Source organism: Allosediminivita pacifica, from assembly GCF_003054175.1.
Classification (GTDB): Bacteria; Pseudomonadota; Alphaproteobacteria; order Rhodobacterales; family Rhodobacteraceae; genus Allosediminivita; species Allosediminivita pacifica.
Genome location: NZ_QBKN01000003.1, coordinates 41001 through 66425 on the forward strand (window position 1 = coordinate 41001; position 25425 = coordinate 66425).

15 protein-coding genes are annotated in these 25425 nt (G+C 65.8%); 5 read left to right on the plus strand and 10 right to left on the minus strand.

The window, feature by feature from the left end; all coding sequences use genetic code 11:
* Positions 1-1167, minus strand: coding sequence for a glycosyltransferase family protein (locus C8N44_RS03045; RefSeq protein ID WP_244640959.1), 1167 nt, complete (start codon positions 1165-1167; stop codon positions 1-3).
* Positions 1164-2081, minus strand: a complete 918-nt coding sequence (locus tag C8N44_RS03050; protein ID WP_244640960.1) for a sulfotransferase domain-containing protein — start codon at positions 2079-2081, stop codon at positions 1164-1166. The genes C8N44_RS03045 and C8N44_RS03050 overlap by 4 nt, the downstream gene beginning before the upstream one ends.
* Before the next feature lie 808 nt (positions 2082-2889).
* Here C8N44_RS03050 and C8N44_RS03055 point away from each other — a divergent pair.
* Positions 2890-3945: a glycosyltransferase family 2 protein gene (locus C8N44_RS03055; protein WP_244640961.1), complete on the plus strand. Its 1056-nt coding sequence runs from the start codon at positions 2890-2892 to the stop codon at positions 3943-3945.
* Positions 3942-4847, plus strand: coding sequence for a glycosyltransferase family 2 protein (locus C8N44_RS03060; RefSeq protein WP_107974701.1), 906 nt, complete (start codon positions 3942-3944; stop codon positions 4845-4847). Before C8N44_RS03055 ends, C8N44_RS03060 begins: the two co-directional genes overlap by 4 nt.
* A gap of 70 nt (positions 4848-4917) precedes the next feature.
* On the opposite strand, the gene C8N44_RS03065 is transcribed toward C8N44_RS03060, so the two are convergent.
* From C8N44_RS03065 to C8N44_RS03085, 5 genes are all read right to left on the minus strand, one after another.
* Positions 4918-7161 (minus strand): GumC family protein, encoded by a 2244-nt coding sequence (locus C8N44_RS03065; RefSeq protein ID WP_107974702.1) that lies wholly within the window; start codon positions 7159-7161, stop codon positions 4918-4920.
* 3 nt (positions 7162-7164) lie between these two features.
* Complete coding sequence (locus C8N44_RS03070) at positions 7165-8184, minus strand: NAD-dependent epimerase/dehydratase family protein (protein WP_107974703.1); 1020 nt, start codon at positions 8182-8184, stop codon at positions 7165-7167.
* A 4-nt stretch (positions 8185-8188) separates the two neighbouring features.
* A complete protein-coding gene (locus C8N44_RS03075) occupies positions 8189-9259 on the minus strand; it encodes a glycosyltransferase family protein (protein WP_107974704.1) in 1071 nt (356 codons plus the stop codon).
* A gap of 52 nt (positions 9260-9311) precedes the next feature.
* Positions 9312-10241 carry a glycosyltransferase family 2 protein gene (locus tag C8N44_RS03080; protein ID WP_107974705.1) on the minus strand — a complete coding sequence of 310 codons (930 nt, stop codon included), beginning with the start codon at positions 10239-10241 and terminating at the stop codon, positions 9312-9314.
* A gap of 177 nt (positions 10242-10418) precedes the next feature.
* Positions 10419-11657 carry a polysaccharide biosynthesis/export family protein gene (locus C8N44_RS03085; protein ID WP_158273992.1) on the minus strand — a complete coding sequence of 413 codons (1239 nt, stop codon included), beginning with the start codon at positions 11655-11657 and terminating at the stop codon, positions 10419-10421.
* 85 nt (positions 11658-11742) lie between these two features.
* On the opposite strand from C8N44_RS03085, the gene C8N44_RS03090 reads away from it, so the two are divergent.
* Positions 11743-12981, plus strand: a complete 1239-nt coding sequence (locus tag C8N44_RS03090; protein ID WP_107974707.1) for a glycosyltransferase family 2 protein — start codon at positions 11743-11745, stop codon at positions 12979-12981.
* Here the strand turns inward: C8N44_RS03090 and C8N44_RS03095 are convergent.
* Together C8N44_RS03095 and C8N44_RS03100 are read right to left on the minus strand one after the other, a co-directional pair.
* Positions 12975-16739, minus strand: a complete 3765-nt coding sequence (locus C8N44_RS03095; protein WP_107974708.1) for a G8 domain-containing protein — start codon at positions 16737-16739, stop codon at positions 12975-12977. The two genes, C8N44_RS03090 and C8N44_RS03095, sit on opposite strands and share 7 nt — an antisense overlap.
* A 399-nt stretch (positions 16740-17138) precedes the next feature.
* Positions 17139-18374, minus strand: coding sequence for an O-antigen ligase family protein (locus tag C8N44_RS03100; RefSeq protein WP_107974709.1), 1236 nt, complete (start codon positions 18372-18374; stop codon positions 17139-17141).
* Between the two features lie 128 nt (positions 18375-18502).
* On the opposite strand from C8N44_RS03100, the gene C8N44_RS03105 reads away from it, so the two are divergent.
* Together C8N44_RS03105 and C8N44_RS03110 are read left to right on the plus strand one after the other, a co-directional pair.
* A complete protein-coding gene (locus C8N44_RS03105; protein ID WP_107974710.1) occupies positions 18503-19291 on the plus strand; it encodes a hypothetical protein in 789 nt (262 codons plus the stop codon).
* Positions 19288-20799, plus strand: a complete 1512-nt coding sequence (locus C8N44_RS03110; protein ID WP_107974711.1) for an FAD-dependent oxidoreductase — start codon at positions 19288-19290, stop codon at positions 20797-20799. Before C8N44_RS03105 ends, C8N44_RS03110 begins: the two co-directional genes overlap by 4 nt.
* A 19-nt stretch (positions 20800-20818) precedes the next feature.
* Here C8N44_RS03110 and C8N44_RS03115 read toward each other — a convergent pair whose 3' ends face one another.
* On the minus strand, positions 20819-25225 hold the full coding sequence (locus tag C8N44_RS03115) for a family 16 glycosylhydrolase (protein WP_107974712.1): 4407 nt from the start codon (positions 25223-25225) through the stop codon (positions 20819-20821).
* Positions 25226-25425: the final 200 nt, after the last annotated feature.

The following is a 25425-nucleotide window of genomic DNA, read 5'->3' on the forward strand; positions in this document are numbered from 1 at the left end:
TCAGCTCAGCACGGCGGCGGCGATCTCCTGGTGTGACTGGCGGAAGGTCTCTTCCGGCATCTCGAGGATGGCCCGCCTGCGCGCCATGGCATCGGCAGCCGTGATCCCCTCCAGACGCCGTACGAGCGCCTCGGGACTCGGCTCCGGCACCGCCCAGCCAAGGCCATCCGCCACGCGGCGCCCGGTTTCGGTGCCTTCGACCGCGATGGAGGGGCATCCGAAATACCCCGCCTCGTAGATGCGGTTCGGCAGCAGCCAGTTCGAATTGGTCCCCCACTGCCAGAGGTCCTGCGCCCAAACCATGTCGCAACCACGGTAGATCGCCTCGAGACCCTCGGGATACCCGTAGGCCCCGTGATAGGTGACGTTTTCGTGCCGCGCGATCATGTCGTCGAAGTCGGGCAGGATGTGCCGGTGGACGTTGCCGTGCATCTCGATCCGCACGCGCGATCCCATGCGCTCCGCGGTCTTCAGCAGGATCTCGAGGCTCTGCGGACAGCGCAGCGATCCGACCCAGCCCAGCACCAGCGGCCTGTCTTCCGCGGGCATGGCGAATTCCTCGGGGCGCGGACGGGCGGGACCGGCGTCGCCGACCCACATCTTGTTCTCCACCAGACGCACCTTGCCTGCCCAGCCCTGCATCGGTTCGAAATACTCGCGCTGGAAGGCCATCGACGAGATGATGATCGAGTCGGTCTGCCTGAGAAGTCCGCGTTCGACCGCGCGTGCGAGCCGCCCCTTCCGGCCGGCGTCCGTCATGATGTCGTGGATGTCGAGCGCCTCGTAGACCATGCGCGGCCGGGGACGGATCATCTGCCGGGCCGCGGCCGCAACGATCAGCATGTCGAGATTGCGGGCGACGATGGTCTTGCTCCCCGCCAGTTTGTCGCGGTTCTTCCAAAGGATCCCCATCGAGGCGATGATCCGCCTGATCCGCTGGCCCATGGCGGCGTTGCGCGTCTCGCCAAGGTCGACATTACGCCAGAAGGGGGCCGCGTCGTGGGTCATGTTGGAACGGCGCATGGTGAAGCCGGTCACGTCGAAGCCGCACTCCTGGTAGGCGCGGATCCGTCGGCGCTGTGCTGCCTCGGCGGCATCGTAGGCGAAGACGAGAAGCTTGTAGGGCGTGGCAACGTCGTTGGTGTCCATCCGGGACAGCTGGTTCATCGGTCCGCCCCCTTCTCCCAGGGGAGGCTTTCGCGGCCGAGCATCTCGCGCAGCCGGGCCATCTCGTCCGCGAAAAGATCGTGCAGGCCTTCTGCCGTTTCCGGACGCATCGGCGGGATTTCCTTGCCGACCTGGACGCTGTTGGCCTTGAGGACGCGCGAGACCGGCGAGGTTGCCTTGATCCGTGCAAGCACGCTTTCAAGCCCGCGCCGGCGCATGCAGTCGCCCCCCGCGCGAAGCCCGCCGCGCAGCCAGGGCAGCCGCGCCCGGTCGCTTTCGTTGCGGCGTTCGTGCAGGATCGCGCTGTCGAAATCCGCGTCCACCCCGAGGAACCGGAACAACCGGCGGGCAGAGGCGCCCGCGTCCGCCGAAATCTCCTCGGCAAAGAGCACCAGCATCTGATCCTCGGGAAAGACTTCGCGCCATCGCGCGAGATGCGTGGCATAGAGGCCCTGCTCGACGTAGGACGGGTTGTTTCTCATGCCGGTCTCGAAATCCACTGGGTCGATGTGACCCTTGATGATCTCGTGCAGGTGGTTCGAAAAAGCACGCTTCACCGGGTCCCGCAGCAGCAGAACGACCTTGAGGTCCGGGTTGTAGGCATGCGCGCGCCCGGGCGCCCGCGGATCGTGAAAGTACGAGGGCGAACTCTCGAACATCAGGGCACCGCCATCGCTGCGGTCGAAGTGGCTTTCATACCAGCGGTACCCCCGGTCGAAGAAGTAGCTGAAGAAGTCGAGTTCCTTGTCGGCGCTGACCCCGACCTGCGGGTGAGAGCCCGCGACGGAATGGATCCAGGAAGAAGCACACTTCTGCGCCCCGATCCCGATGGCACCGACAAGAGGGGGCTTTGCCCCGATCCTCGAGACGGACATGCAGGTCATTGCGCGCGCGGAAAAAGTTTCGATGGTCATTTGCTCACGGAGCTCCTGCCCTTCCAATGAATTTTCTTGAAATAAGATCGATCTCTGCCGCCAGGCACATGGCTTCGACCGAACAATGAGGCCGACACCACCTGACGTCTTCATCATGCGAAAAAGATCGCGTGCTGGCAATCGAATGTGGCCCTGGCGTGCTGGCTGAGCCCTAGACCGCCCGCGTTGGTGGCTTTTGGGGCACCGGTTCGAGCTCTGAGCTGCCGGCCCGGGTTTCGGCTGCTTGCGCGGGAAATGCCCCACGATTCTGATCAGGATCAGATACCTTCTCTCCCCTGCGACACCAACGAGCAGCAGAACCCCAATAATGTCAGGATAGGGCGATCTTCTATTCAACCATAAGCGGCAGACACCATTGTCGAAACAACCTTAATATCATCACCGGACGCGGCTTCATCCGGAACGATTGCCAGGAGCCCTGCGATAGCGATCCTGGTCACGCGAGCCAATTGGCGGTTTATGGATAATGCACTGGGCCTTTCTCATTGGACTGCCTGATTCTGCCCGATTTTTGTACTCATGCCGAGATGACAGGCGGCACTCGCAGCGGGACCTTCGCAGGCCTACCCGCGACGGCACAGGACTGTTTCGCAAAGCCGCCCCAACCATCTTTTGGCCTTGACTTTGCGGCACCCAGGGCGCCAAAATGATATAGATAATTTAGTTTTCGTTATTGAATATCTCATTTCCGCCCGCCGATATTTCGGGCGATTCTTGCCAAAGGCAGGTGCATTTTTTCCGGGGTTTTGTCCGACCGCGCCCTGCATTTAGATAAGATCGTATTGCCATGAACAGTTTTGTCGAATTCAGCCGGGATATCATCGAAGCCGAGAAGCTGATGATATCCACGTTTTCCGTAAGACCCGACGAAGTTCTCGTCGTCATTCCTGCCCTGAACGAAGCCACCCATATCGAGGCCTGCATCCGGTCGATCATCGAGTCCGACCCATTCTGCGAGGGCGTCAAGATCGCCGTCGCAGACGGTGGCAGTACCGATGGGACCCAGGCCATTGTTGACCGGATGACGCGCGAGTTTCCGAACATTCGCCTCGTCGATAACCCCGACAAAGTACAATCCGCCGGTATCAACAAGGCTGTTTCCGTTGTGGCGGACAAGCGGACACAGATCATCGTGCGCTGCGACGCCCATGCGGTCTATCCCGAGGGCTACGTGCGCCGCGTCGTCGAGACCTTCGCAGCGCATCCCGAGGCAGGGTCGGTGGTGGGCGTCCTCGACTCCCAGGGCGAGAACTGCTTCCAGCGGGCCAGCTCGTGGATCGTCGACACGCCCCTCGGCTCTGGCGGCTCCGCGCACCGTGGCGGGACCGAGTCCGGCTGGGTCGATCACGGCCACCACGCCGGTTTCCGGATCGAGTGGTTCCGGCACATCGGGGGCTACGACGCGTCCTTCTCGCACAACGAAGACGCCGAATACGATCACAGGCTCGGGCTTGCCGGCGGTCGGGTCTGGCTCGATGCGGGGCTGCGCACCGACTACGTGATGCGCCCGACGCCACGGGGGCTCTGGCTGCAGTACTGGCGGTACGGTCGCGGCCGCGCCCGGACCATCCTGAAGCACCGCATGAAGCCGAGACTGCGCCAGATGGTCCCGGCCGTGTCGCTTGCGATCCAGCTTCTGTGCCTTCTGGTCGCCCTCGCATGGCCGCCCGCGCTGGGTATTCCGGTCTTCTACTTCGGTGCCCTCGTGGCGACCTCGGTGGTCGCCGCCTACCAGATGCGCAGTGCCTGCGGGCTTTGGGCGGGTGTCGCCGAATTCATCATCCACAACGCCTGGGCCACGGGTTTCCTGTGGCAGCTTGCGAAAGGTCACCGCGGGAAATGACGACTGTCGCGATTACGCTCTGCACCTTCCGCCGGCCCGGAGTGGCCGATACCCTTCGTTCGATCTTTTCGCTGGAGCTGCCCAAGGGGGTGGATCTGCGCGTCATCGTTGCCGACAACGACACCGCTGAAAGCGGCCGCGCGGCGGTGGAGGGGGCCGCAGCCGATGCCCCCTGCCCCGTCACCTACCTGCATGCTCCCGCCGGCAATATCTCGATCGCGCGGAACGCCGGGCTCGACCATGCCGGCGATGCCGACTGGGTGGCCTTCCTGGACGATGACGAAGTCGCCGACCCCGAATGGCTCGCGCGGCTTCTGAACTGCGCGGCCGAAACCGGAAGCGACGCCGTCTTCGGCCCGTCCATCGCCGAATACGATCCCGGCGCGCCGGACTGGATGCGCAACGGCAGCTACCATTCCAACATCCCAGCATCCAACGCCGGCGACGTGATCACCGGCCACACCTGCAATGCGCTGGTACGCTGGAAGGGCAAGGCGTGGCGCGATATCCGGTTCGACCTGGAACGCGGCCGGTCGGGAGGAGAGGATACGGCCTATTTCTTCTGGCTGCATCGCGCCGGTGCGCGCTTCGCGCTCTGCCCCGAGGCCGTCGTGCGCGAGGTGGTAGAACCGCAGCGCCTGTCACTGCGCTGGCTGGCCAAGCGCAAGTTCCGCTGCGGCCAGAGCTTCTCGGCCTCGGCCACCGGGCGCTCCTCCAAGCTGCGCCTCGCGGCGGCTGCTTCGGCCAAGGCCTCGGCCTGCGCACTCGGCGCGGCCGCCAACCTGCTTTCGGCCGAGCGCCGGAACTATTGGCTGCTCAGGGGCCTGCTGCACGCAGGCGTCGTCGCCGGCTGCTTCAACATCCGCCAAACCAACATCTACGGGCTCGGCGACGCGGGCTGACCGCTCGGGCGCCTTAACTCGCAACACGCCGCCGCGGGCCGTCTTTCGACGACCCGCGGCGGTTTCACGTTCAGTAGTAGGGCGAGAGATCGCGGTCCGGCACCATCGAGTAGACCGCGGTGCGACTGTAGGCATCCACGTCCACCAGACGGCCAATCGCGGCGCGAAGCTCGTCGACCTGGCTGCCGTGCGGAACGACCATCACGACCGAATCCGACAGCCGCAGGATCGGCTGCGCATCCGACACCTGCAGCAGCGGCGCAGTGTCGATCACGACGGTGCCGAAATGCGCCTTCAGCTTCTCGACCAGCTCCGGCAGCTCCGGCCCCAGCAACGAGCCGGTGGGATCGGTGGACCCGCGGCGCGAGGTGATGACGTTCAGGTCGGATTCGCGATCCTTCTGCACCACCGCCGAAAGATCGCAGGCCCCCTCGAGAAGGTCGTTAAGGGCAAGCGAGGTGTGCAGGTTCAGAAGCCGCGCAATGTCGCCGCGGCGCAGGTCGGCGTCGATCAGGACGCAGGAGCGCCCCATGCGCGAGATCGACCGCGCGAGGTTGATCGCCGTGGTGGTCTTGCCCGCGCCGGCCAGGGGCGACACGACCGAGACCACGTTCGGCGCCTTGGCCGGTGACGACAGCAACACCGTCGTTCGCAGCGACCTTATCGCCTCGCCCAGTGGAGACGGCACCGGGCGCAGCGCGACGCGAAGCGGATCCTTGCGCCGTGCGATGCTGCGGACCACAGGCATCGGCACCACGTTGTAGGAGGGGAGAAGCGACTGTAGCTGCGTGGTCGAGGTCAGGCGCTTCTTGGAAAGGTGAAGCATGAAGACCAGCGCGACGCCGATGAAGACCCCGGCGAACCCGCCCAGCCCGGCAGAGAGCTTCTTGTTCGGGGCAAAGGGTGCTGCCGGCGGATCGGCGTAGTCGATGATCTCCGCATCGCCTTCCTGCAGATCGACGATCTCGCGCGTTTCGGTGAACCGGTCGAGGAACGTCTCGTAGACCAGCCGCGCCGCGTTCTGCTCCCGCTCGAGTTGGGCGAGCTGCACTTCGCGTTCCGCCTGCGCAATCGCCCGCTCCTCAAGCGCCCGAAGCTCGTCGCCCAGGGCCGAACGGCGGGCGGCCGTCAGCTCGACCTCGCGGGCCTGATCGTCTCGTAGTCGCATGATCTCGTCGGTGAGCGCCGTTTCAAGGCGCTCGATCTCGGATTGCACGCTGGCCAGCTGCGGAATATCCTCTCCGAACTGCGACCGCAGCCGGGTGGACCGCTCGCGCAGCTCGGCCAGGGTCGATTCCAGCCCGTCGATCACCGGCGAGGAGAACAGCCCGACCGTGGACAACGCGCCCTGCTCTTCGATCATCGCGTCGACGCCCCGCAAGTCCGAGGCCTGCTCGGCGTATTCCGCGGTGACCCCGCTCAGGCGGGTGGAGAGATCGCCGAGTTGCTGGTCAAGCTGCGACCGGTCGCCGAAACCTTCGGCGAGGTTCTGGTTGCGGAACTCGATGACCGCGCGCTCGCTGTCCTCCAGGCGGTTGCGCATCGACTCGAGGCGCCCTTCCAGCCCCGAGGTCACCCGGGACAGGATGCCGAAACGCCGGTCGATCTGGTCTTCCAAGTAGATGTCGACCAGCTTGTTGGGCACCGCCGCTGCAAGCATGCGGTCGTTCGAGATGAAGCGGATGTTGAGAAGGTTCGACCGGCCTTCCTGGCTCACCCGAAGGTTGGCAGACAGTTGGTCGACGTAGTCGGACTGGTCGCCGAGGATCGTCTTGCCGGTCAGTGCGGCGGTCTCGATGGTCAGGTCCTCGGCCTCGTCGCCCCCGGCCGCTTCGGGCGCGGCGGCCTCGCCGGTCTGCCCGAGCAGCCCCTTGATGAAGCCCACGGCCACATCCGACGCCTGATCGACAAGGCCCGGCCCCTCGTCCTCGGGGCCCAGCGCCGGGTTGAAGTCGGGATGGTTTTCCAGCTCCAGCGCCTCGGTCACGCGCGACAGCATCCGCGCCGAGGTCAGGATGGCGATTTCACCGGACACCGCGGCATCGTCGAGCCTCAGGTCCGGGAACATCGCGCCCATGGCGTCGTCGACGCGGCTTTTCTGCCCCAGCAGAAGCTTGGCCGATGACGTGTAGGAGGGCGGCACCTGAAGGACGAGGATCACCGCGATCAGCGTGCCGACGAAGCCGGCGCCGGCGATGATCCACCAGCCCCGCTTGAGGATCCCGAAGATCTGGCCGAAATCCAGGACGATATCCGTGTTCTTCTGCGTCAGGCGTAGAGGCTCCGTTCCCCGGGGGCCTATGATACTGTTCATGACTTATGCCGCTCTGTGCGCGGGCCGCGGTTCGGGCAGGTCACCCGAGGCGCGGTAGGCCGCGATGATGTCCCGCACCTCGCCAGCGAAGTCCTGCCGCGGCTCGTAGCCAAGCATCCTGCGCGACTTGGAAATGTCGTAGGCACGGTTCTTGATGAAGAAGGCCACGCGCCGCCGGAAAAGCGGCGGCTCGATGCCAAAGGGTTTGCAGACGATCTCGGTCGCATGCGCCAGCGCCATCATCGGCCCCACCGGCAGACGCAGGCTGGGCTCCGAGACGCCAAGCTGTGCCGCGATCTCGACGGCATTCTCGGCCAAGGTCATGTAGCGCTTGCCGCCGATCAGGAAGGCCTCGGCATTCAGATGCGTCGCCTCCATCGCAAGATGGAAGGCGCGCGCCACGTCGCGCACGTCGACCCAGTGGGTCAGCGCCTCGCCCTTGCCGACGTAGAAGAACCGGCCCTGCGCGATCAGGCGGAACATCTTGAGCGTCCGCTGATCTCCCGGCCCATAGACCATCGTGGGCCGCAGGGCGACGCCGCCGATCCGACCCTCGCGATAGGCCTCCATGGCAATCTGCTCGCCCTCGAGCTTCGTCACCTGGTAGATGTCGGTCGGCTTGAACGGATAGTCCTCGGCGGCGGGCGGATGGTCGATGTCGCTGTGGACCCCGTTGGTCGAGCAATGGATGAAACGCGGAACGCCGGCCGCGACCGCGGCGTCGATCATGTGGCGCACGCCGTCGGCGTTGATCGCGCGGAAGGTCTCTTCCGGAATGGCCGCCACCCGGAACACGGCGGCGATGTGGTAGACCCCCGCAACGCCGGCCACGGCGGGCGCTAGCGTCTCGGGCGCCTCGAGATCGGCGATGACCACCTCGTCGACGATCGGTCGCAGCGCCTCTGCCTGGGCCTCGGTCCGGACCATGGCCCGGACCCGGATGCCCTCGGACTTCAGATGATGCACGAGCGCGTTGCCGACAAAGCCCGCAGCGCCGGTCACGAGGAAGATGTCGTCTGCCATCGGCCTACACCGTCGTGCCCTGAAGACGTCCCGGGCGAACATTGGCAGCGGGCGCCTTGTGCTCGCCACTGGCCTCGTGGATCTCGGATTCCGGCGGCTGCGGGCCGGTGATGATCTCGGCCACGTCATACTGCTTCAGCTTGCGCGCCCCGGAGAAGACGATGATCTCGCCCACCAGACCGATGGCGAGGATCTGCACCCCAAGCACCACCATCATGACCGAGAAGATCAGCGCCGGCCGGTCGGCCAGAGCGGTGTCCCCGAAAAGCCGCGCACCGATGAGACCCAGCGTCAGGACTGCGCCAACAAGGAAGATCGGAAGTCCGATCGCCCCGAAGAAGCGCAGCGGACGGCGCAGGAACTTCAGCACCACGAAAAGCGCCAGCGCGTCGAACAGCGCCCGCACGTGCCCGAGCGGCTTGAAGACATAGGGTGCGTCCTTGGCGGATTCGCCTGTCATGGGCCGCATCGCGGCCTCGCCGAGCCGATGGCCACGCTGCGCAGCGATCACGGGCAGGAAGTGCTGCCGGACACCGAAGGTCGCCGTATCCTCAAGCACGCTGCGTTTGACAAGTCGCGCACGGCAGAAGGGGTCCGAGGGGGCCGCGCCGAAAAGCCGGCCGAGCAAGCGGCCGAACAGGCCACGGCGCAGACCTTGCCAGCCGCCGGTCGGCCGGCCGGTCCGGCTCGCCGACACCATGTCCTTGCCCTCGAGTTCGGCAAAGAGCGCGGGAAGATCGGCGGGCTCCACCTGGGCCCAGCCGGGGAGGATCAGGACAAGGTCGCCGCTGCTGCGCCGCAGGCCCGTGGCCAGGGCCGCGTCCTCGCCACCCCAGGGGCGCTGCCCGATGACGGTCATCTCGGACCAGTCGCGCGACATGCGCTGCAGGATTCCGACCTGTTCACCATGCGCCGCGTTCACGATGGCAAGGACCTCGTAGGTCCGGCCAAGGGCATCGAGATGCGGCCTGTAGGTTTCGAGCGTCTCGCGGACGCCCTCCTTCTGATCGGTCGTCACGAGAACGGTCAGCTGCGGCGTCTCCGCGCTTTCCTCCATATAATAGATGTCGGCCATGGATTACCTCTGGAAAACTATGGTGTGCCGGTCACCGGGACCGGACGAAAAATCAGTTCTGCCGCGACGTGAGGCGCGGGTTGCGGTCGGATTGAAATTGGAACGGAACGCTGGTCACGAGCCCCAGCAGGAGCAGGAACACCGCGAGCGACGCGGTCAGCGCAGCCACTGTCATGGGCACGACGGCAGGCGTGGATGCCGGGATGGCCGCAATTGCCACCACGGCCGCGAGCGCCGCCAGGAAGGCGATGCCGCTGAAACGGGCCAGCGGACGCCGCGCAAAGACCAGCAGGGTCGTGATGACCATGAGGTCGAGCAACACCTTCAGCACCCGCGACAGCCCGTACTTGGACTCGCCGAACTGCCGGGCGTGGTGCCTGACGCCCACCTCGGCCACGCGCGCGCCCATCGGGATCGACATCGCCGGAATGAAACGGTGCATGTCGGAATAGAGCGGCACCCGGCGGATCACCTCGGCGCGGTAGACCTTGAGCGAACAGCCGTTGTCGCGGATGGGCAGCCCCGTCGCTTTGCCGATCAGGTAGTTGGCGAGCTTGGACGGAAGCTTGCGCGACAGGAACTTGTCCTGCCGCTTGATGCGCCAGCCGACCACGAGATCATAGTCCTCGCCCAGCTTGTCGACCATCATCGGAATGTCGGCAGGATCGTTCTGCAGGTCGCCGTCCATTGTGACGAGGAACCGTCCCCGCGCGTGATCGATCCCGGCCTGCATGGCCGAGGTCTGCCCCGCGTTGCGGCGAAACCGTACGACCATGACCCTCGGGTCGGCGGCGGCGATCGCGCGAAGTCTGGGGATCGTGTCGTCCTTGCTTCCATCATCGACGAGGACGATCTCGAAGCTGTAGCCGCTCGGCTCCAGCGCTGCGACGATGGCCTCGTGAAGGGGCCCGACGCTCTCTTCTTCATTGTAAATCGGAACACAGACGGAAATATCCGGCTGAGCGGTCTCAAATGCGTTCAACGCCCTTCCCCCGTTCGTGAAGCCCACGGTGAGGCGAAATAAATTACTTAAACAGTCACGCGGTCAGAATATCACAGACCACCCCCATCAGGCGAGTTCGTCGGCCCGCCGTCAAGGTTTTACGGGATCGGTGCCCATTTTTTCGGACCGAAAGCCACGGAGCGGGGCGTCGCTGCCTCATTCGGACTCGGTCAGCACCGTGACGCGCAGCACGTCGCGCGGCTCGAGCAGGGTCGATTCGGTGGCCGGAATGCGCCGCTGGCCCGATCCGTCGTCGCGAAGGATGACGAATTCCAGCGAAGACTGCGCCTCGCCCTCCTCCTCTTCCTCGGCAAGCAGAATCTCGGCGCCGGCCAGTAGCTGCCGCGTCATGTCGCGGCGCGTCTCGAGCCGGTCGATCTGGCTCTGGGAGGTCTGAAGCTCCTGAAGAACCTGCAGCCGCCGTCCGGTCAAAAGGTCGTTGGCGTCCCGCTCCAGCTCGGAAATCTGCTGACGTGCGCGAAAGAGGCCAGTCTGGGCGTCCAACTCGCGCGCTTCCAGCTCGATCTGGGTGCGCTGCAGGTCGACCAGGGCCGGTGACCGCGCCAGACCGCGCTCGCGCAGTGTCTCCATGTTGCCGACCGATTCGCGCATCAGCTCGAGCTGCCGCTCGATACCGCCAAGCTTTTCCTGCAGCGAAGACACTTCTGCCTCGTGCAGCACCCGTTCTTCGCTGAGTGATTCAAGCGCGGTCTCGATCCGCGCCTGCCGGCTTTCGAACAGGCCGAGTTCCTGCGCGTAAAGTGCCTCCTGCGCCGCGCTGCCATCGGGATGCTCGGGCACTTCGGGCATCGGAAAGCTCTCCGCCTCGTTCATCTCGGCCTCGAGCCGGGCCAGCGTCATGCGTTCCCGAGCCAGGTCGATTCCAATCTCCTCGAGGTTGCCCGCCGACCGGATGGCGCTCGAAAGCGCCCCCTGCTGCGTTTCGGCAAGCCGGTAGGTGCCGCCTGCGAGGGCAAAGGCCTGTATGACATTCAGCCGCGGGGCGTAATCGTACTGGCCAGGCCGCGCGACGTCGCCCAGCACGAAGACCGGCCCGAATTCCGCGATCTCGACGGTGACGCTCGGCGCATCCGCAAGGCCCAGGCGCCCACGGTAGAGTTCGGCAAGCTGCTCCGAGAGGACGCCAGGCATGACCCCGGCGGCATCGACCGGCCCAAGCAAAGGCAACGCAAGCTGGCCGTTGGGGTCCAGGGCAAAGGTTCCGGCGAGCGCGTCGTAGGTCTCGAACTGGACGGTCAGCGCGTTCCAGGACAGCACCCTGACGGCGACACGATCGCCCGGCGCGAGGCGGTAGCCCTGACTCTCCTGTGCCGGAACCGGTGGCCCCGAGACGAAAACTGCCGCGAACAGCAGCACCCCGAAGACGACACGCAAGGTCGAGACGTTCTTGCTCCCATCGCGTGAAGAGGCTTTGAATGATCGTGTATAGTATGACGTAAAATATTGGATCAGCATTGATATGGCTTCGATCACGGCAATAATTCCGACTTACAACAGGGCAGGGTATTTGACGCAAGCTGTCAATGCCTTGCGCACCCAGACCCGCAGGCCCGGCGAAATCATTGTCTGGGACGATGGATCTACGGACGAAACCGAAGCCGTGGCCCGCGAACTCGGCAGCGCGATCAGGTACTTCCGCGCCGAGAACGGGGGAAAGTCGCGGGCGCTCAACGCGGCCATGGCCGAGGCCACCGGCGACCTGATCTGGATCTGCGACGACGACGACATCGCCCTTCCCGACGCCGCCGAAACCCTGGCCGGCATGCTGGACGCCGCGCCCGAAACCGGGATTGCCGGCGGCAGTTACCGCCGCTTCCGCGAGGATCGCGACGGCCGACGGCGCGAACAGGGGCCGGGCTATTGGCCCGACCTGTCCACCGGGACGCCGATGCGCCATCTGCTCGAGGACATTTTCCTGTTCCAGAACGCCACGATGGTGCGTCGCGAGATCTATGACCGGGCCGGCCCCTTCCGCGAGGACCTACCGCGCTCGATCGACTACGAGATGATCGTACGTCTCGGGCTGATCTCGCCCATCGCGCTGACGGACAAGCCGCTGTTCCTCCAGAGAAAACACGACGGCGACCGCGGCCCGGCAGCGGCCCGCCACGCCGCGTCGAAATCCGACGATGTCTGGAAACTCGCCGACCGCGAGATCTTTGCCGAGTTCCGCGAACAGATCCCGCTGAGCTTTTACGAAGCGATGTTCGAAGCCGAATCACCCGAATTCGCGCGGCGTGCGGCCCTGCTTCAGCGCGGCTGCGTGCATGCGCGCCGCACCGACTGGCCTTCCGCGCTCGAGGACTTCGAGGCCGCGGCCGATGCGGCCCCGATGCAACCGCTCTGCGAGGTCGAACGGCTGATCTGCCGCCGTGCCATGGGCGGCAAGCACGGCATCGAAGAGGCGCTCGCGCCCGAAACGCGGCGCCGTCTTGCCGGGCTTGGCCGGCGCGGCACGGCGGGGGCCTCCATCGCGCAGGCCCTTGTCCGGGGGCTGGCCTGGCGGCTCAAGGTGGCGGTCCGCGCGGGCCGGGTCGGGCCGGCGCGCGACATCCTGCGCCTGTCCTCGGGCCTCGCGTCGCCGCGGCTATTCGCCAGCGCACCGGGGCCCCAGACGCGCGAACGCCGCGACATTCCTGCCGCGGCGTTCTTCCAGTGCTGGAATGGTGCGGCCCCGCAGGGCCGCATCGCTCAGTAGAGTTCGAGCACGTCGTTCGCGAGCATGGTCTCCACGTCGAGACCGCGCCCGTCGCGAATCACGGCCACGTCCTCGAAATCCGACCCGGACCCGGAGAGGTCGACCTGCATGACGCTGACGGTGCCCTGGTCGACGAACCGCAGCCATCCCGAGGGATCCGCCGCGCCTTCGGGCACGAGCCCGATGACGGCAAGCATGTCCCCTTCGGAGGCGTCGAAGTCCTTCAGCTCGTCCACGCCCTGCCCGAGCGTCTCGGCCCGGAACACGAAGGTATCCGCGCCGACGCCGCCGAACAGCTTGTCGCCGCCGGCACCGCCGTCGAGGATGTCGTCGCCACCCTCGGCCCAGATCCGGTCGAGACCGGCACCACCGATCAGGATATCGGCGCCGCTTCCCCCCTTGAGGTAGTCGTCAGAGGCCGTTCCCATGTGGGTCGGATCGAGCCCGTCGTAGGGGTTTCCTTCTCCGCCGGTACCCGGCTCGGGCGACTCGGAGGCCGCGAGCGTGAGGCTGTCGCTCACCTTGGTAAGCGTGTTGCCAGCATCATCGGTGATGACCGCCGAGAACTCGATGCTGCCCGGCTCGAAGCCGCTCAGGTCGAATTCCACTGTGCCGTCGGCCGTGACCTTCTGGCCCGGGACGCCGGGATGCGAGACGACCTGGATCACCGCCGAGGCGTCCGCATCCAGACCGGAGACCTCGACGCTGACGGAGCCGTAGTCGCCGGGCATGATCTCGGTATCCGGGACCTGCAGGGCGAAGTTGCCGTCCTCGTCGGCGCTGGTGTCCGCCGGAGGGGTCTCGCCACCATCGGTCCCACCACCGGTTTCGCCGCCGTCAGCGGGCGTGGAGGTGGCGCCGATTTCCAGCGCGCCCTCTGCCAGCAGCCCCTCGACCGTGAGATCGCGGCCCCAGCGGAACTGCGCCATGGTCTCAAAGCCCGAGCCGGTGAGATCCACCTGCAACTCGCCCAGGGTGCCCGACTTGACGAAGCGCATCCAGTCGGCGGGGTCTGCGTCGACAAGCGCCTGCGGCACGTCGACGATCATCAGGGTATCCCCTTCGGAGACATTGAAGTCCTTGATGTCGTTGACATACCCGTTGGACGCATCGGTGGCCGACAGGACAAAATAGTCGGCGCCATCGCCACCTTTGACGATGTCAGCACCGCCGCCAGCCACGAGCACATCGTCACCCGAGGTACCGATCAAACGCTCGGTCTCGTCCGTGCCGCGCACGACGTTTTCCGGACCATCCCAGACGAAGTCGCCGGTCTCGGTCTGGCCACCGCCCGAGCCACCGCCAGTTTCGCCACCGGCCTCACCACCGGTTTCGCCGTCGGTTTCACCGCCCGAGCCAGCGCCGGTTTCACCGCCAGTTTCGCCACCGACCTCACCACCAGTCTCGCCACCGGTTTCGCCGCCAGTTTCCCCGCCGGTCTCACCGCCAGTCCCGCCGGAGCTTGCACCGCTGCCGTCGAGCTCGAAGCCATGGTCGAAGTCGGGGTTGTTGACCTCGGGCGTGGGATAGGAATCGAGCGCGTACTGCTCGAGGTAGCTGTCTTCGAACCCTTCGAGCTTGAGAACGACCACCACCGGGTGCTGGTCACCGCTCAGACGCTCGGTAATCCAGAAGACGACCGGGGCCACCCAGGCGCCACCCTCGGTCTGCCAGGTGCCGTGCTCCTCGAGGAACTCGTCCCGCGTGAAGTTGATGTGCCACTTTGTTTCGTAGTTCTCGAGCTTCAGCTTGGCTTCCTCGTCGGAAGACGCCTGGTTCTTGATGCTGCTGACGATGTTCTCGAAGAAACCCCGCTCTCCGAGCCCGTCGGTGATCGTCCCCGAGACGCTCACCTCGTTGTCGGTGGGCGTCAGGGTGATATCCGCGTCGCTGTCCAGCTCGAACTTGAGCCCCACGTTCGGATCGGCATCCTCTCGCGACATGACCTTCGGCAGCGGATTCTGGTAGTCGATACCGTATTGGGCGAAGTACTCCGTCCAGTAGTCGATATCCCCCCGGTCGCTGTCGTATTTGACGTCGAACATGGTGCGGACGTTGTTGGTCTCGACATCGAAGACCACAGCCTCGTGGCTGATCCCGTGCGACCTCCAAAGCAGGCCGAAGTCGCTGACACGCACATCGTTGAGTACGGCCGAAGAGTTCTTGCCCCACATGGTGAAGGCGATCCCGTCACCGCTCCAGTCGGAGTCGATGAACTCGTAGTTGAAGGCGTAGTTCTGCAGGTTGATCCCGTCCTTGCCGCCCCAGATGTCGAAATCCCTGATCACGCTCAGCGTGTCGCTATCGTCACCAAACTGGCGGTGAAACACGCGGAACGCTTCGGTCGAGGCGATCACCTCGTTGCCTTCGAAATCGGTGATGGCGCCTTCCTCGTGATCGACCGCCACGTCGAAGGGATTGGGATCGAACTGAAGCTGTTCGCGCTCGAACATCTTGCGGTGGATACCGTCGTTGGGCGCCCTGTCCGGATCGTCTTCCGGGAAGGCCTCCTGGCCGGAAAAGTTCCACCCCAGCTTGGAGTTCGCCGCGATGTTGTCCTGCTGGATGATGATCCGGGACTGGTTCTCGTAGGCCGCGCCCTGGTTGCCGTCGCCGTTCTTGTTCTCGGCGGCATAGCCCGTGATGCTGCTGACGAGGTTGTTGATCCAAGCCCCGGTCTCGTTGCCCCATTCGGACACGATCCCGCCGCCGGTGATGTCGAAGACGATGTTGTCGTTGACCATCGCGCGGCTCTCGTGCTGCACGATGCCCCAGCCCGGGCCGCCCGAAACGGCGTTCCCGATCAGGTTGCTGGTGTGGGCGTCGGCGTCGGTCCCGACCATGTGGAGGTGCAGCGGATAGCGGCCCTCGGGGTTGGTGTCGCTGATCGGAATGGTCTTGTCGGTCCGGCCGAGTTCCTCGAAGGCGGCGTAGCGCACGTCGTTGATCGAACCGTCCTCGGCGTTCGGCGTGTTGTTGTGGAGCATCACGTGACCGCGCGTGCCTTCGGGGTTTTCCGAGCTGAAGGTCACGTTCCGCGACAGGTTGCCGACGTAGATATCCGCTTCCTGTGTGGTCGGACGCTCGTGATCGTAGTCGAGAGGCTGATCGAAATAGATCGTATCCCCTTCGACGCGAACGATCTCACGGGTCTCGTCCTCGGTCATGAGCACGCCGTTGGCATCCTCGCCCAGGTAGCCGGTCCCCACCACGAGGATCGTGTCACCGGGCTGCCAGTTGGACAGATCGCCCTCGACCGCCATCGAAGTGGCGCCTGCGGGGACGTCTTCCTTGATGACGAGATGCGATTCCTTGGCAGCGCCCTGGATGTCGACCTCGCCGAATGCGACCATGCCGTGGCTGAGCATCTCGGGGTCGGCGTTCATGTCGATCGGGGTATCGCGGAAGACGATATCGATTTCCACGTCCGATGGAATCGGGTCGTCCACGGAACCCGCATCGAAGCTCGAACCTTCCGTCGTCAGGATGGTCTCGACCCGCATTTCGGTGCTGTGTTCCCGGGTGAACTTCAGCTCTCCGTCCACCCGCACTATTTCGAGGTTTGGCGAGCTCCGGACGTCATAAAGGATTGAAATTCCTTCAGGGATTTGTATACTTGAAGAGTCGTCGGGCACTTTGCCCCCGGCCCAGGTGCTTGGGTCGCTCCAGCTGCCGCTCCGTACTGCGACATGGGTTGCATCCTCGGGGGCGAGCAGATTGTAGGCTTGTTGCATGTGTTGAGTGTGGGAAGTTTCCATGGAATGCCTCTCTGGCAGGGGCTTTGAGTGTCGTTTTCAAACCCGCATGAGTGGTGCGGGGCTTTCAGGGTCGTTCTTCAGGTCGGCTGACGAACGACATAGGAAATCGACGTTAATGGCCACCTAAGATGAGCCGGCGGCAGGCGTGTAAAATCTGTCGCCGTATCGTGGTCAGTGCTCCTTTTCGGTGCGTTGTTTACGTTACGTCCCTGTTCTTAGGCGTGACTCAACTTGAAGATGAGTCCGCGCCTCCCGATTTGGCGCGAACGGCTGCTTGTTGCAATCTGTCAGAGCGATATTTCGGAAACGACGTTGCGGCCCGGCGGGAACATGCTGGAACTGTGATTTGAAGCGGCATTTTCTGGCGCAACTCGTGGCGGCACTCGGGCGATTCGCCTACTATTTGACGTTGTTGCCATGCCTTGGCCGGGCGGCGGCGATGGCCCCTATCCAGAAGACCATGTGGAAGATCACGAAGGGCTTGAGAAAGTCGGCCTCGGTCATGGTGCGGATGACCACGACCAGCATGTGTCCGAAAAAGTAGACCGAGGGCATCGATCCCTCACTCAGGGCCCGCCGGCTGATCACCCAGATCCCCCACAACAGCGCCGGCGCGACCATGGCGAGACCGATCAACCCCTGATGGACCGCGATCTCGTAGTAGCTGTTGTGAAAATTGAAGACATCCCACGGGCCCTTGTAGAACTCGAAGTAGATCCGCCGCACCAGCGGGGACTCGTCATAGCGCCAGAACCCGCCCGCGCCGGTGCCCAGCAGCGGCCGCTCCCGGATCTGGTCCTCGGCGTACTGCCAGAGCACCGTCCGCCCGGTCAGCGTGCTGTCCTTGCCGAACTGGCCCAGCACCGCGTCGACGGGGTCCACCTGCTGGTAGGGCAGGATCGACAGGGCCGCGACCAGCACCACCCCGAACAGCAGGAACAGCGTGGCCAACCGGCTTGGCCGCATCAGGCCGCCGCGCAGGATGATCGCCCCCGCCGTCAGCGTCAGCGCCGAGCCGAGCACAAGTAGCACCGCCGTGGCCGAGTTGCTGACCGTGGCCATGTAGGCGGCAATGGCCGCCATGACGAGCGAGCCCAGCCGCACCGGCCACCGCGTCCCCGGATCGAGGAACACGGCAAAGGTCACGTTCCACATGACGACCATGTTCTTGCCCATGGAGTTCTTCGACGAAAAGATCCCGAGCTCGCCCTGCCCCATGCCAAAGACGGCAATGAAGTTGATGACCCCGATGATGCTCGCGGCAAGGCAGATCGCGTGCATGATCTGCCGCGGTGTCAGGCTCGCCGCCACCTGGAAGCAGATCACCATGGTCAGCCCGAGGTAGAGAGCGAACTTCAGCGCCTCGACCGGGGCCACCGCCCAGCTGATCGACAGCAGGCACCAGATCGGGAACAGCATGATCACCCAGGCCCGCGCCAGCAGCGGGGCGATCAGCGCCTGGTCGCGCCAGATCGTGTAGGCGTAGTACAGCGCCAGCGGATAGAGCAGCAGGTCGTCGCCCGGAAACTGGACGAAGGTCACCATGGCCCAGAGCGTGAAGGTCAGGAAGTCCCTGCGCTCGGCGGTGATCCGAAGCGTCGGCCCAACCGGATTGCCGAAGCCTATATCCGCCATGTCGACGCTCCGTTTTCGTGCATTCCGCACAACTTCGATATTATTCTGAAAAGGGCCGTCCAAAGCAATTGAACATGCTGCCACCTGCGCGATGATGGCGGCATGGAAATGCTCCCGGACCCTCGACGATGACCAAATGCGCAGCCATCGACGGCCATGTTCACATCCACCCCCGCAGCGATCTCGCCCGGCTTCTGAACGCGGCGCTCGGCAACGTCCGGCACCACGCGGGCCCCGGGGCCGAGCCCTGTCTTCTGCTGACCGAGACCTCCGGCACCTTCGCCTTCGACGCCATCTGCGAGGGCACCCGCCGGGCCGAGGGATGGAGCCTCGAGCGTCACGCGAGTGACCCTGCCGCGATCCGGGCCGACAACGGAACCGACGGGCTCTCGATCATAGCAGGCCAGCAGATCGTGACACGCGAACGGCTCGAGGTCCTGGCCCTCGCCACCTGCCACCGGCACCCCGATGGTGCCCCGCTCGGCGACACGCTCGCCGCCCTGCGCGCGGCCCGCGTGCCCGCCGTGCTGCCCTGGGGTCTCGGCAAGTGGATGGGACAGCGCGGAAAGATCATCGCCGAAACCCTCTCCGGTGCCGGCCCGAAGCCACTGCTGGGCGACAACAAGGGGCGCCCGCGCGGCTGGCCGACCCCGGGCGCCTTCAGCGCGGACTCGGCCTGCATCGTGCTTCCCGGCTCCGACCCCCTGCCGATCCCCGGAAGCGAGGAGATCGCCGGCAGCTACGGCTTCCTGCTCGACCCGCCGCTCGACCCGGACCGGCCGGCGGCGGAGCTTTCCGAACGCCTGCTTGCGCTCGACACGCAGCCCCCCACCTTCGGCAGCAGGATGGGTCCGTTCGAGGCGGCCCGCGTGCAGGTGGCCCTGCGCCGTCACAAGAAGGCGGGTCCGGCGGCATGAACCGCGCGGCCCTCTCCGATCTTTCCGCCGCGCCGCTCGACGTGCTCGTCGTGGGCGGCGGGATCTACGGCATCATGGCGGCGCGCGATGCCGCCCTGCGAGGCCTGCGCGTGGCGCTTGTCGAACGGGGCGATTTCGGCGGCGAGACCTCGCACAACTCGCTCAAGATCATGCACGGCGGCATCCGCTATGTGCAGCACCTCGACTTCGGGCGCCTGCGCGCCTCGGCCCGCGAACGCGCCTTCTGGCAGGCGGCCGCGCCCGATCTCTCGCGCCCGCTCGATTTCGTCATCCCGCTCTTCGGTCACGGCATCCGCGGCCCCGAGGCCTTTGCCGCGGCGGCCAAGCTCTACACGCTCGCCTCCACCGGGCTGCGCGGGCCGGACTACGGCGGCGCCGGCATCGTCCTGCCCCGTACCGCCCGCAGGCAGCTCGGCGATCTCGCGCCCGAGGGACTGAGCGGCGGTGGCGTCTGGCGGGACGGGCATATCCAGGACATGAACCGGCTGCACCTGAGCGCCCTGCGCAGCGCCGCCGATCATGGCGCGCAGCTCGCCAACCATGTCGAGGTCATGTCGCTCGTGCGCGAGGGCGATGCCGTCACGGGCGCGCGCCTGCGCGATACGCTCTCGGGCAAAGAGACGACGGTCCGGGCGGGCGTCACGCTTGCCTGCGCCGGCGCCGCGACGCCGGACCTGGCCGAGGATGCGATCCCCGGTGCCTCGGCCCATTTCCCGGGCTTTGCCCGCGCCATGAACATCGTCGTCGACCGCCCCGCCCCGGACCGGGCCATGGGCATCGTCAGCCAGAGCCGCGCTGACGCGGTGGTCGACCGTGGCGGGCGCATGTATTTCTGCACCCCCTGGCAGGGGCGCATGATCATCGGCACGCAGGAAGACCCTGCTCCCGACCGCATCGCCCGGAACGCGGCGGATGTCGGCCCCTTCCTGAAGGACCTCGCGCAGGCCGCCCCGGCGCTTGGACTGACGGAGAAGGATGTCCTCTGGATCCACCAGGGGCTGATCCCGGCCGAAACCGACGACGGGCCCGGCGGCGTCAAGCGCATGACCAAGGGCACGCTGATCGATCACGCCGACGCGGATCGCACCCGCGGGCTGATCAGCGTGGTGGGGGTCAAGTACACCACCGCCCGGCTGATCGCCGAGCGCGCGGTCACCCGCGCCTGCGTCCAGCTCGGGCGCGAAGATGCCGTGGCCAGGGCCCCGCTCTCCATCGACACGCCGTTCGGGCAGGTCGGGGCAGAGATGACGTCGAATACCGACCCGCAGGTTCAGGAAAGACTGCGCGCCGCCTTCGAGACCGAGATGGCCATGACGCTGGCCGATGCCGTCATCCGCCGCACCCGGCTCGCCGAACGCGGCGACATCGGCGCAGGCGGCGTGGACCGTATGACCCGTCTGGCGGTGGAGGCAATGGGCTGGGACGAGGCCCGAGCCTCCCGCGAACGCGACGGGCTCGCAAGGGAACTGGCGGCAGCCACACCCTGAGGCCACCGCCGCGGCGCGATCAGACAATCAGAAGATCCCCGTCGTTCCAGAGCGTTTCCGCGTCGAGGTAGCGACCGTTGCGGATGTAGGCGAGCATGGTGAAATCGTCGCCGCCGCCATCAAGGTCCACCTCGATGCGCCCCTTGGTGCCCTGCGTCACGATCTGGACGAAACCGCTGATGTCGGAGCCGTCGTAGCCGGTGAACATGTCGCGGAACTCCAGCCGGTCGCCCTCGAGCACGTCGAAGTCCTTCAGGTCGTCGCCCGGTGACAGCAGATCCACGGGCAGGAAGACAAAGGTATCCGCCCCGTCCCCGCCGCGCAGGCTGTCGGGGTCCTCGCCGCCGATGATCGTGTCATCGCCGTCCTTGCCCTGGATGTTGTCGCCCCCGGCAAGCCCGTAGATCGTGGTGTTCTCTCCCGCGATCCCGCTCAGGGTATCGCCGCCGCTGGTGCCCACCACCTCGGGCCCGTCAGAGGGCGGCGGCGGGGGCGGCGGTGTCACCGTGTCGAGCGTCAGCCCCGGCCCCGAAACGCTCGCGGTGTTGGACGAGGTGTCGGTTGCCGTGACCGACGTGGTCAGCGCCCCGTCCGACAGCGTCGAGAGATCCATGACCACCGTGCCGTTCGCCGCGACGGTCCCGGACGTGACCGTGGTGGTGCCGTCGCTGACCGTGATCACCGCCGTGGCATCGCCGTCGAGGCCCGACAGCAGGAAGGACACCGCCCCGACCTCCGAGGAATCGATCGACTGGTCCGGCGCCGAGAGCGCCAGATTGCCGTCCTCGTCCGCCGAGGTATCCGGCGCCGCGGCCAGCGTCATCGCAGGGCCGCTCACCGTGGCCGTCGCATTTTCGGCATCGGTCGCGGTCAGCGTGCTGGTCAGCGGCCCGTCCGACAGGGTGGACAGGTCCAGCGTCACCGTCCCGTCGGCCAGGATCACGCCCGAGGTGACCTCGCCGCTGCCGTCGCTCACCGTCAGCACCGCGGTCGCGTCGGCGTCGAGCCCCGAGACCACGAAGTCGACCGCGCTAACCTCGCTCGCATCGATGGACAGATCAGGCGCGGTCAGCGCCAGGTTGCCATCGTCGTCGCCCGTGTTCGGCGGCGGCCCCGACGTCGTGACGATCAGGCTACCGTCGCCCCACATCGACTGCGCATCAAGGTAACGCCCGTTGCGGATGTAGGCGAGCATGGTGAAATCGTCGCCGCCGCCGTCAAGATCCACCTCAACCCGGCCCAGCGTGCCCTGGGTCACGATCCGGACAAACCCGCTGATGTCGGAGCCATCGTAGCCCGTGAACATGTCGCGGAACTCCAGCCGGTCGCCCTCGGCAAGGCTGAAGTCCTTCAGGTCATCGCCCGGCGCGATCAGGTCGTCGCTCAGGAAGACGAAGGTATCCGCCCCCGCCCCGCCGCGCAGCGTATCCGGATCGGCGCCACCGATGATCGTGTCGTTCCCGTCCTTGCCCTGGATGGTGTCGCTGCCGGCCAGACCGTAGATCGTGGTGTTCTCGCCCGCGATCCCGCTCAGCCCGTCATTGCCGCTCGTGCCCACCACTTCGGGCCCGTCAGGCGGCGGGGGCGGCGGTGTCGTCGCGGTGTCGAGCGTCAGACCGGGGCCCGAAACGCTGGCCGTGTTCGACGAGGTGTCCGTCGCCGTGACCGTGCTGGTCAGCGGCCCGTCAGAGAGCGTCGACAGATCCAGCACCACGGTGCCATTGGCCGCGATGGCTCCAGACGTGACCGTGTTGATCCCGTCGCTGACCGTGATCACCGCCGTGGCATCCCCGTCAAGCCCCGACAGCACGAAAGACACGGCCCCGACCTCGGTCCCGTCGATGGACAGGTCCGGTGCCGAAAGCGCCAGGTTCCCGTCCTCGTCCGCCGAGGTATCCGGCGTGGCAGAAAGCGTGAGGGCAGGTCCGGTCACCGTGGCTGTCGCGCTCTGGGCATCGGTCGCCGTCAGCGTCGTGGTCAGCGGCCCGTCCGACAGCGTCGAGAGGTCCAGCGTCACGGTCCCGTCCGCGAGGATGACGCCCGAGGTGACCTCGTTCACCCCGTCGCTAACCACAAGGATCGCCGTCGCATCGCCGTCGAGCCCGCTCACCACGAAGTCGACCGCGCCGACCTCGCTCGCGTCGATCGCGGTATCGGGCGCGGCAAGCGCGAGGTTGCCGTCGTCGTCACCGCTGTTGGGCGGCGGGCTCGCCACCGACAGTGTGACCCCCGGCAGGGTGATGGTCTCGCCCGTCGGCGTGCTCGCCGTGATCGAGGTGGTCACCGCCCCGTCCGCGAAGCCCGTCAGATCAACGGTATAAGTGCCGTTGGTCGCGGCCACCGCGGTCACGGTGTTGGTGCCGTCGGTCACGGTGATGACCGCATCCGCATCCGCGTCGAGCCCCGAAACGACAAGCTCGACCGCCGCGATCTCGGTCGCGTCGATGTAGAGATCCGGCGCCGTCAGGGCCAGGTTGCCGTCATCGTCGGCCGAGGCCAGCGGCGTCGCCGAGATCACGGGGCCCAGCGCGGCCGCGGTCAACCCGAGGATTTCGGCAAAATAGACGATGCCGCTGCCCGTATCGACGCCCAGCCGCACGCCGGAGGCGACATCCTGCAACACGAGGGCGGACATCATCTGGCTGGCGGTCAAGCCCAGTCCCTGCGCCATCCGCGCGAGGCTGATCCTATCACCTTCGGCCACCGAGAAGCCCGCGACCTTGTCGAGCGTGCCGCCCAGCGTATCGGCGCCGAAGACGATCACGTCGGCCCCGGCGCCCGCGTCGATGTAGTCGGACCCGCCGCCGCCATCGATCGTGTCGTCGCCCGAGGTGCCGCTGATGCGGTCGCCGCCGTCCCCGCCCAGCACCCGCTGCGTCTCCTGCATGAAGCGCTCATCCCCGGCGAAGGTCCCGGCGGTCAGGCCGATCTCGGCCTCGAGGAACGCCGACAAGGCATTGGCATAGGCCGCATAGGCGGCATCCGTGTAGTGCACGTTGTCCGGCGACAGGCCGGTGACATCCACGGGGTTCTGGAACAACAGGATATTGGGGTTCACCGCGGCCCGCGCCTGCACGGTCGCGATGATCCCGGGCACGTAGGTGCCGTTGCCTGCATCCCCGACGACCGTGGTGCCGTTCACGGTGGAATAGCCTTCGTTGAGGTAATGCGCGAAGATCTCCGGCGTGCCCGCCCGGACCTTCGGTGCCAGCGTCGAGATCACGAAGTAGGACTCGGCACTGCCCGGCATGGCGAGGAACTGGTCGATCGCCTTGCCGATGTTGTTCATGATCGAGGGGAACCGGCTCGAGAAGAAACCGCTCTCGCCGCTGTTGAAGTCGTTCGTCCCCGCCATGAACAGCACCACGTCGGGTGCGAAGGCATCGAGGTTGTCGGAAAGATCCGAGGCACCCGCGGCGCTGTCGTTGCGGACGATGTCGCGCAGGGGCATGCCGCCGATGGCGCTGTGCTCGGCGTCCATCATGCCGTCCGGGCCGCTTTCGAGGAAGCCGACGTAGTCGAACCAGCCCCCCGCATCGATGATGTTGTCGAAGAAATCCTGCCGGTAGCCGTCGCGCAGTTCTGGGACCTCGGTCGGGTCGTCGCCGTTCACCCAGCCCACCGTCAGCGAGTCGCCGATGGCAAGCACCTTGGCCGCCTCGGCGAAATAGCCCGCCTCCATATCGATCACGAGCCCCTCGGCCACCCCGGCAAAGGTGGCAGCACCGGTGGCATCGACAGGCACCGGGATCTCCGCCTCGGTGAACGAGAAGGACGTCACCTCCATCGAGGTCGAGATGTTCGGGTCGATGGCCCCGTGCCAACTCTCGAGGTTATCGGCCCCCGTCCACAGGCTGGTCATCACCCGCATCTGCTCGTCCGGGATCGGCAGGGGCGCGTTTTCGCCCCGCACTTCGTAGAACAGCCGGTCGTCGACGAACCAGCGGATCGCATCCGGCGCCCAGTCGATGCGGTAGTCGTGGAACCCCTCCGAGGCATCGAAGCCCAGCTCGATGTCCTCCTCGATGTGGTTCGCCAGCTTGTCGTCGTCGTAGTAGTAGTTGATGCTCACCTGGGTGGGGTTGTTGCCCAGGAATTCGAAGTCGATCTCGTTGTGCTTGTCCGCACCGAAGTATTCGCCGGTGTAGAGGAAGAAGGCCGAGACAGTCCCGGGCTCGCCGGAAGTCTTCAGGCTCATCTCGAAGGCTCCGTAGCCGAAGTAGTCGCGCGACTGGACCTCGGCCCCGGTAAAGGGCTTGCCATCCTTGTCGGCCCCGTCAAGTCCGAGCGTCAGGCTCCCCCCGCCCACTTGAACGTAGTCGGCTTCCCACGCGGTCTGGTTCCACGTGGAGGCCACTGCGAAGTCGGAACTGTTCCAGAAGGTCGTGTCGTAGGAATCGAACGAATCGGAAATCTCTTGTGCCACGAAAATTCCCCAAAAATAAAAGTTGGGCCGATACCGAAAAATTAATTCTTTTCAATAAAATGCGCCGGCAAAAATCACGCCGGCACATCTGGAAGGACCAAACCGGCCCGGCCAATATGAGGAAATAAGGCGCCTCCCGGGGCTTCATGTCAAGCGCAGCGGCCCTGACACCGTCCGATCCGGCGCCCCCGACGCGACGG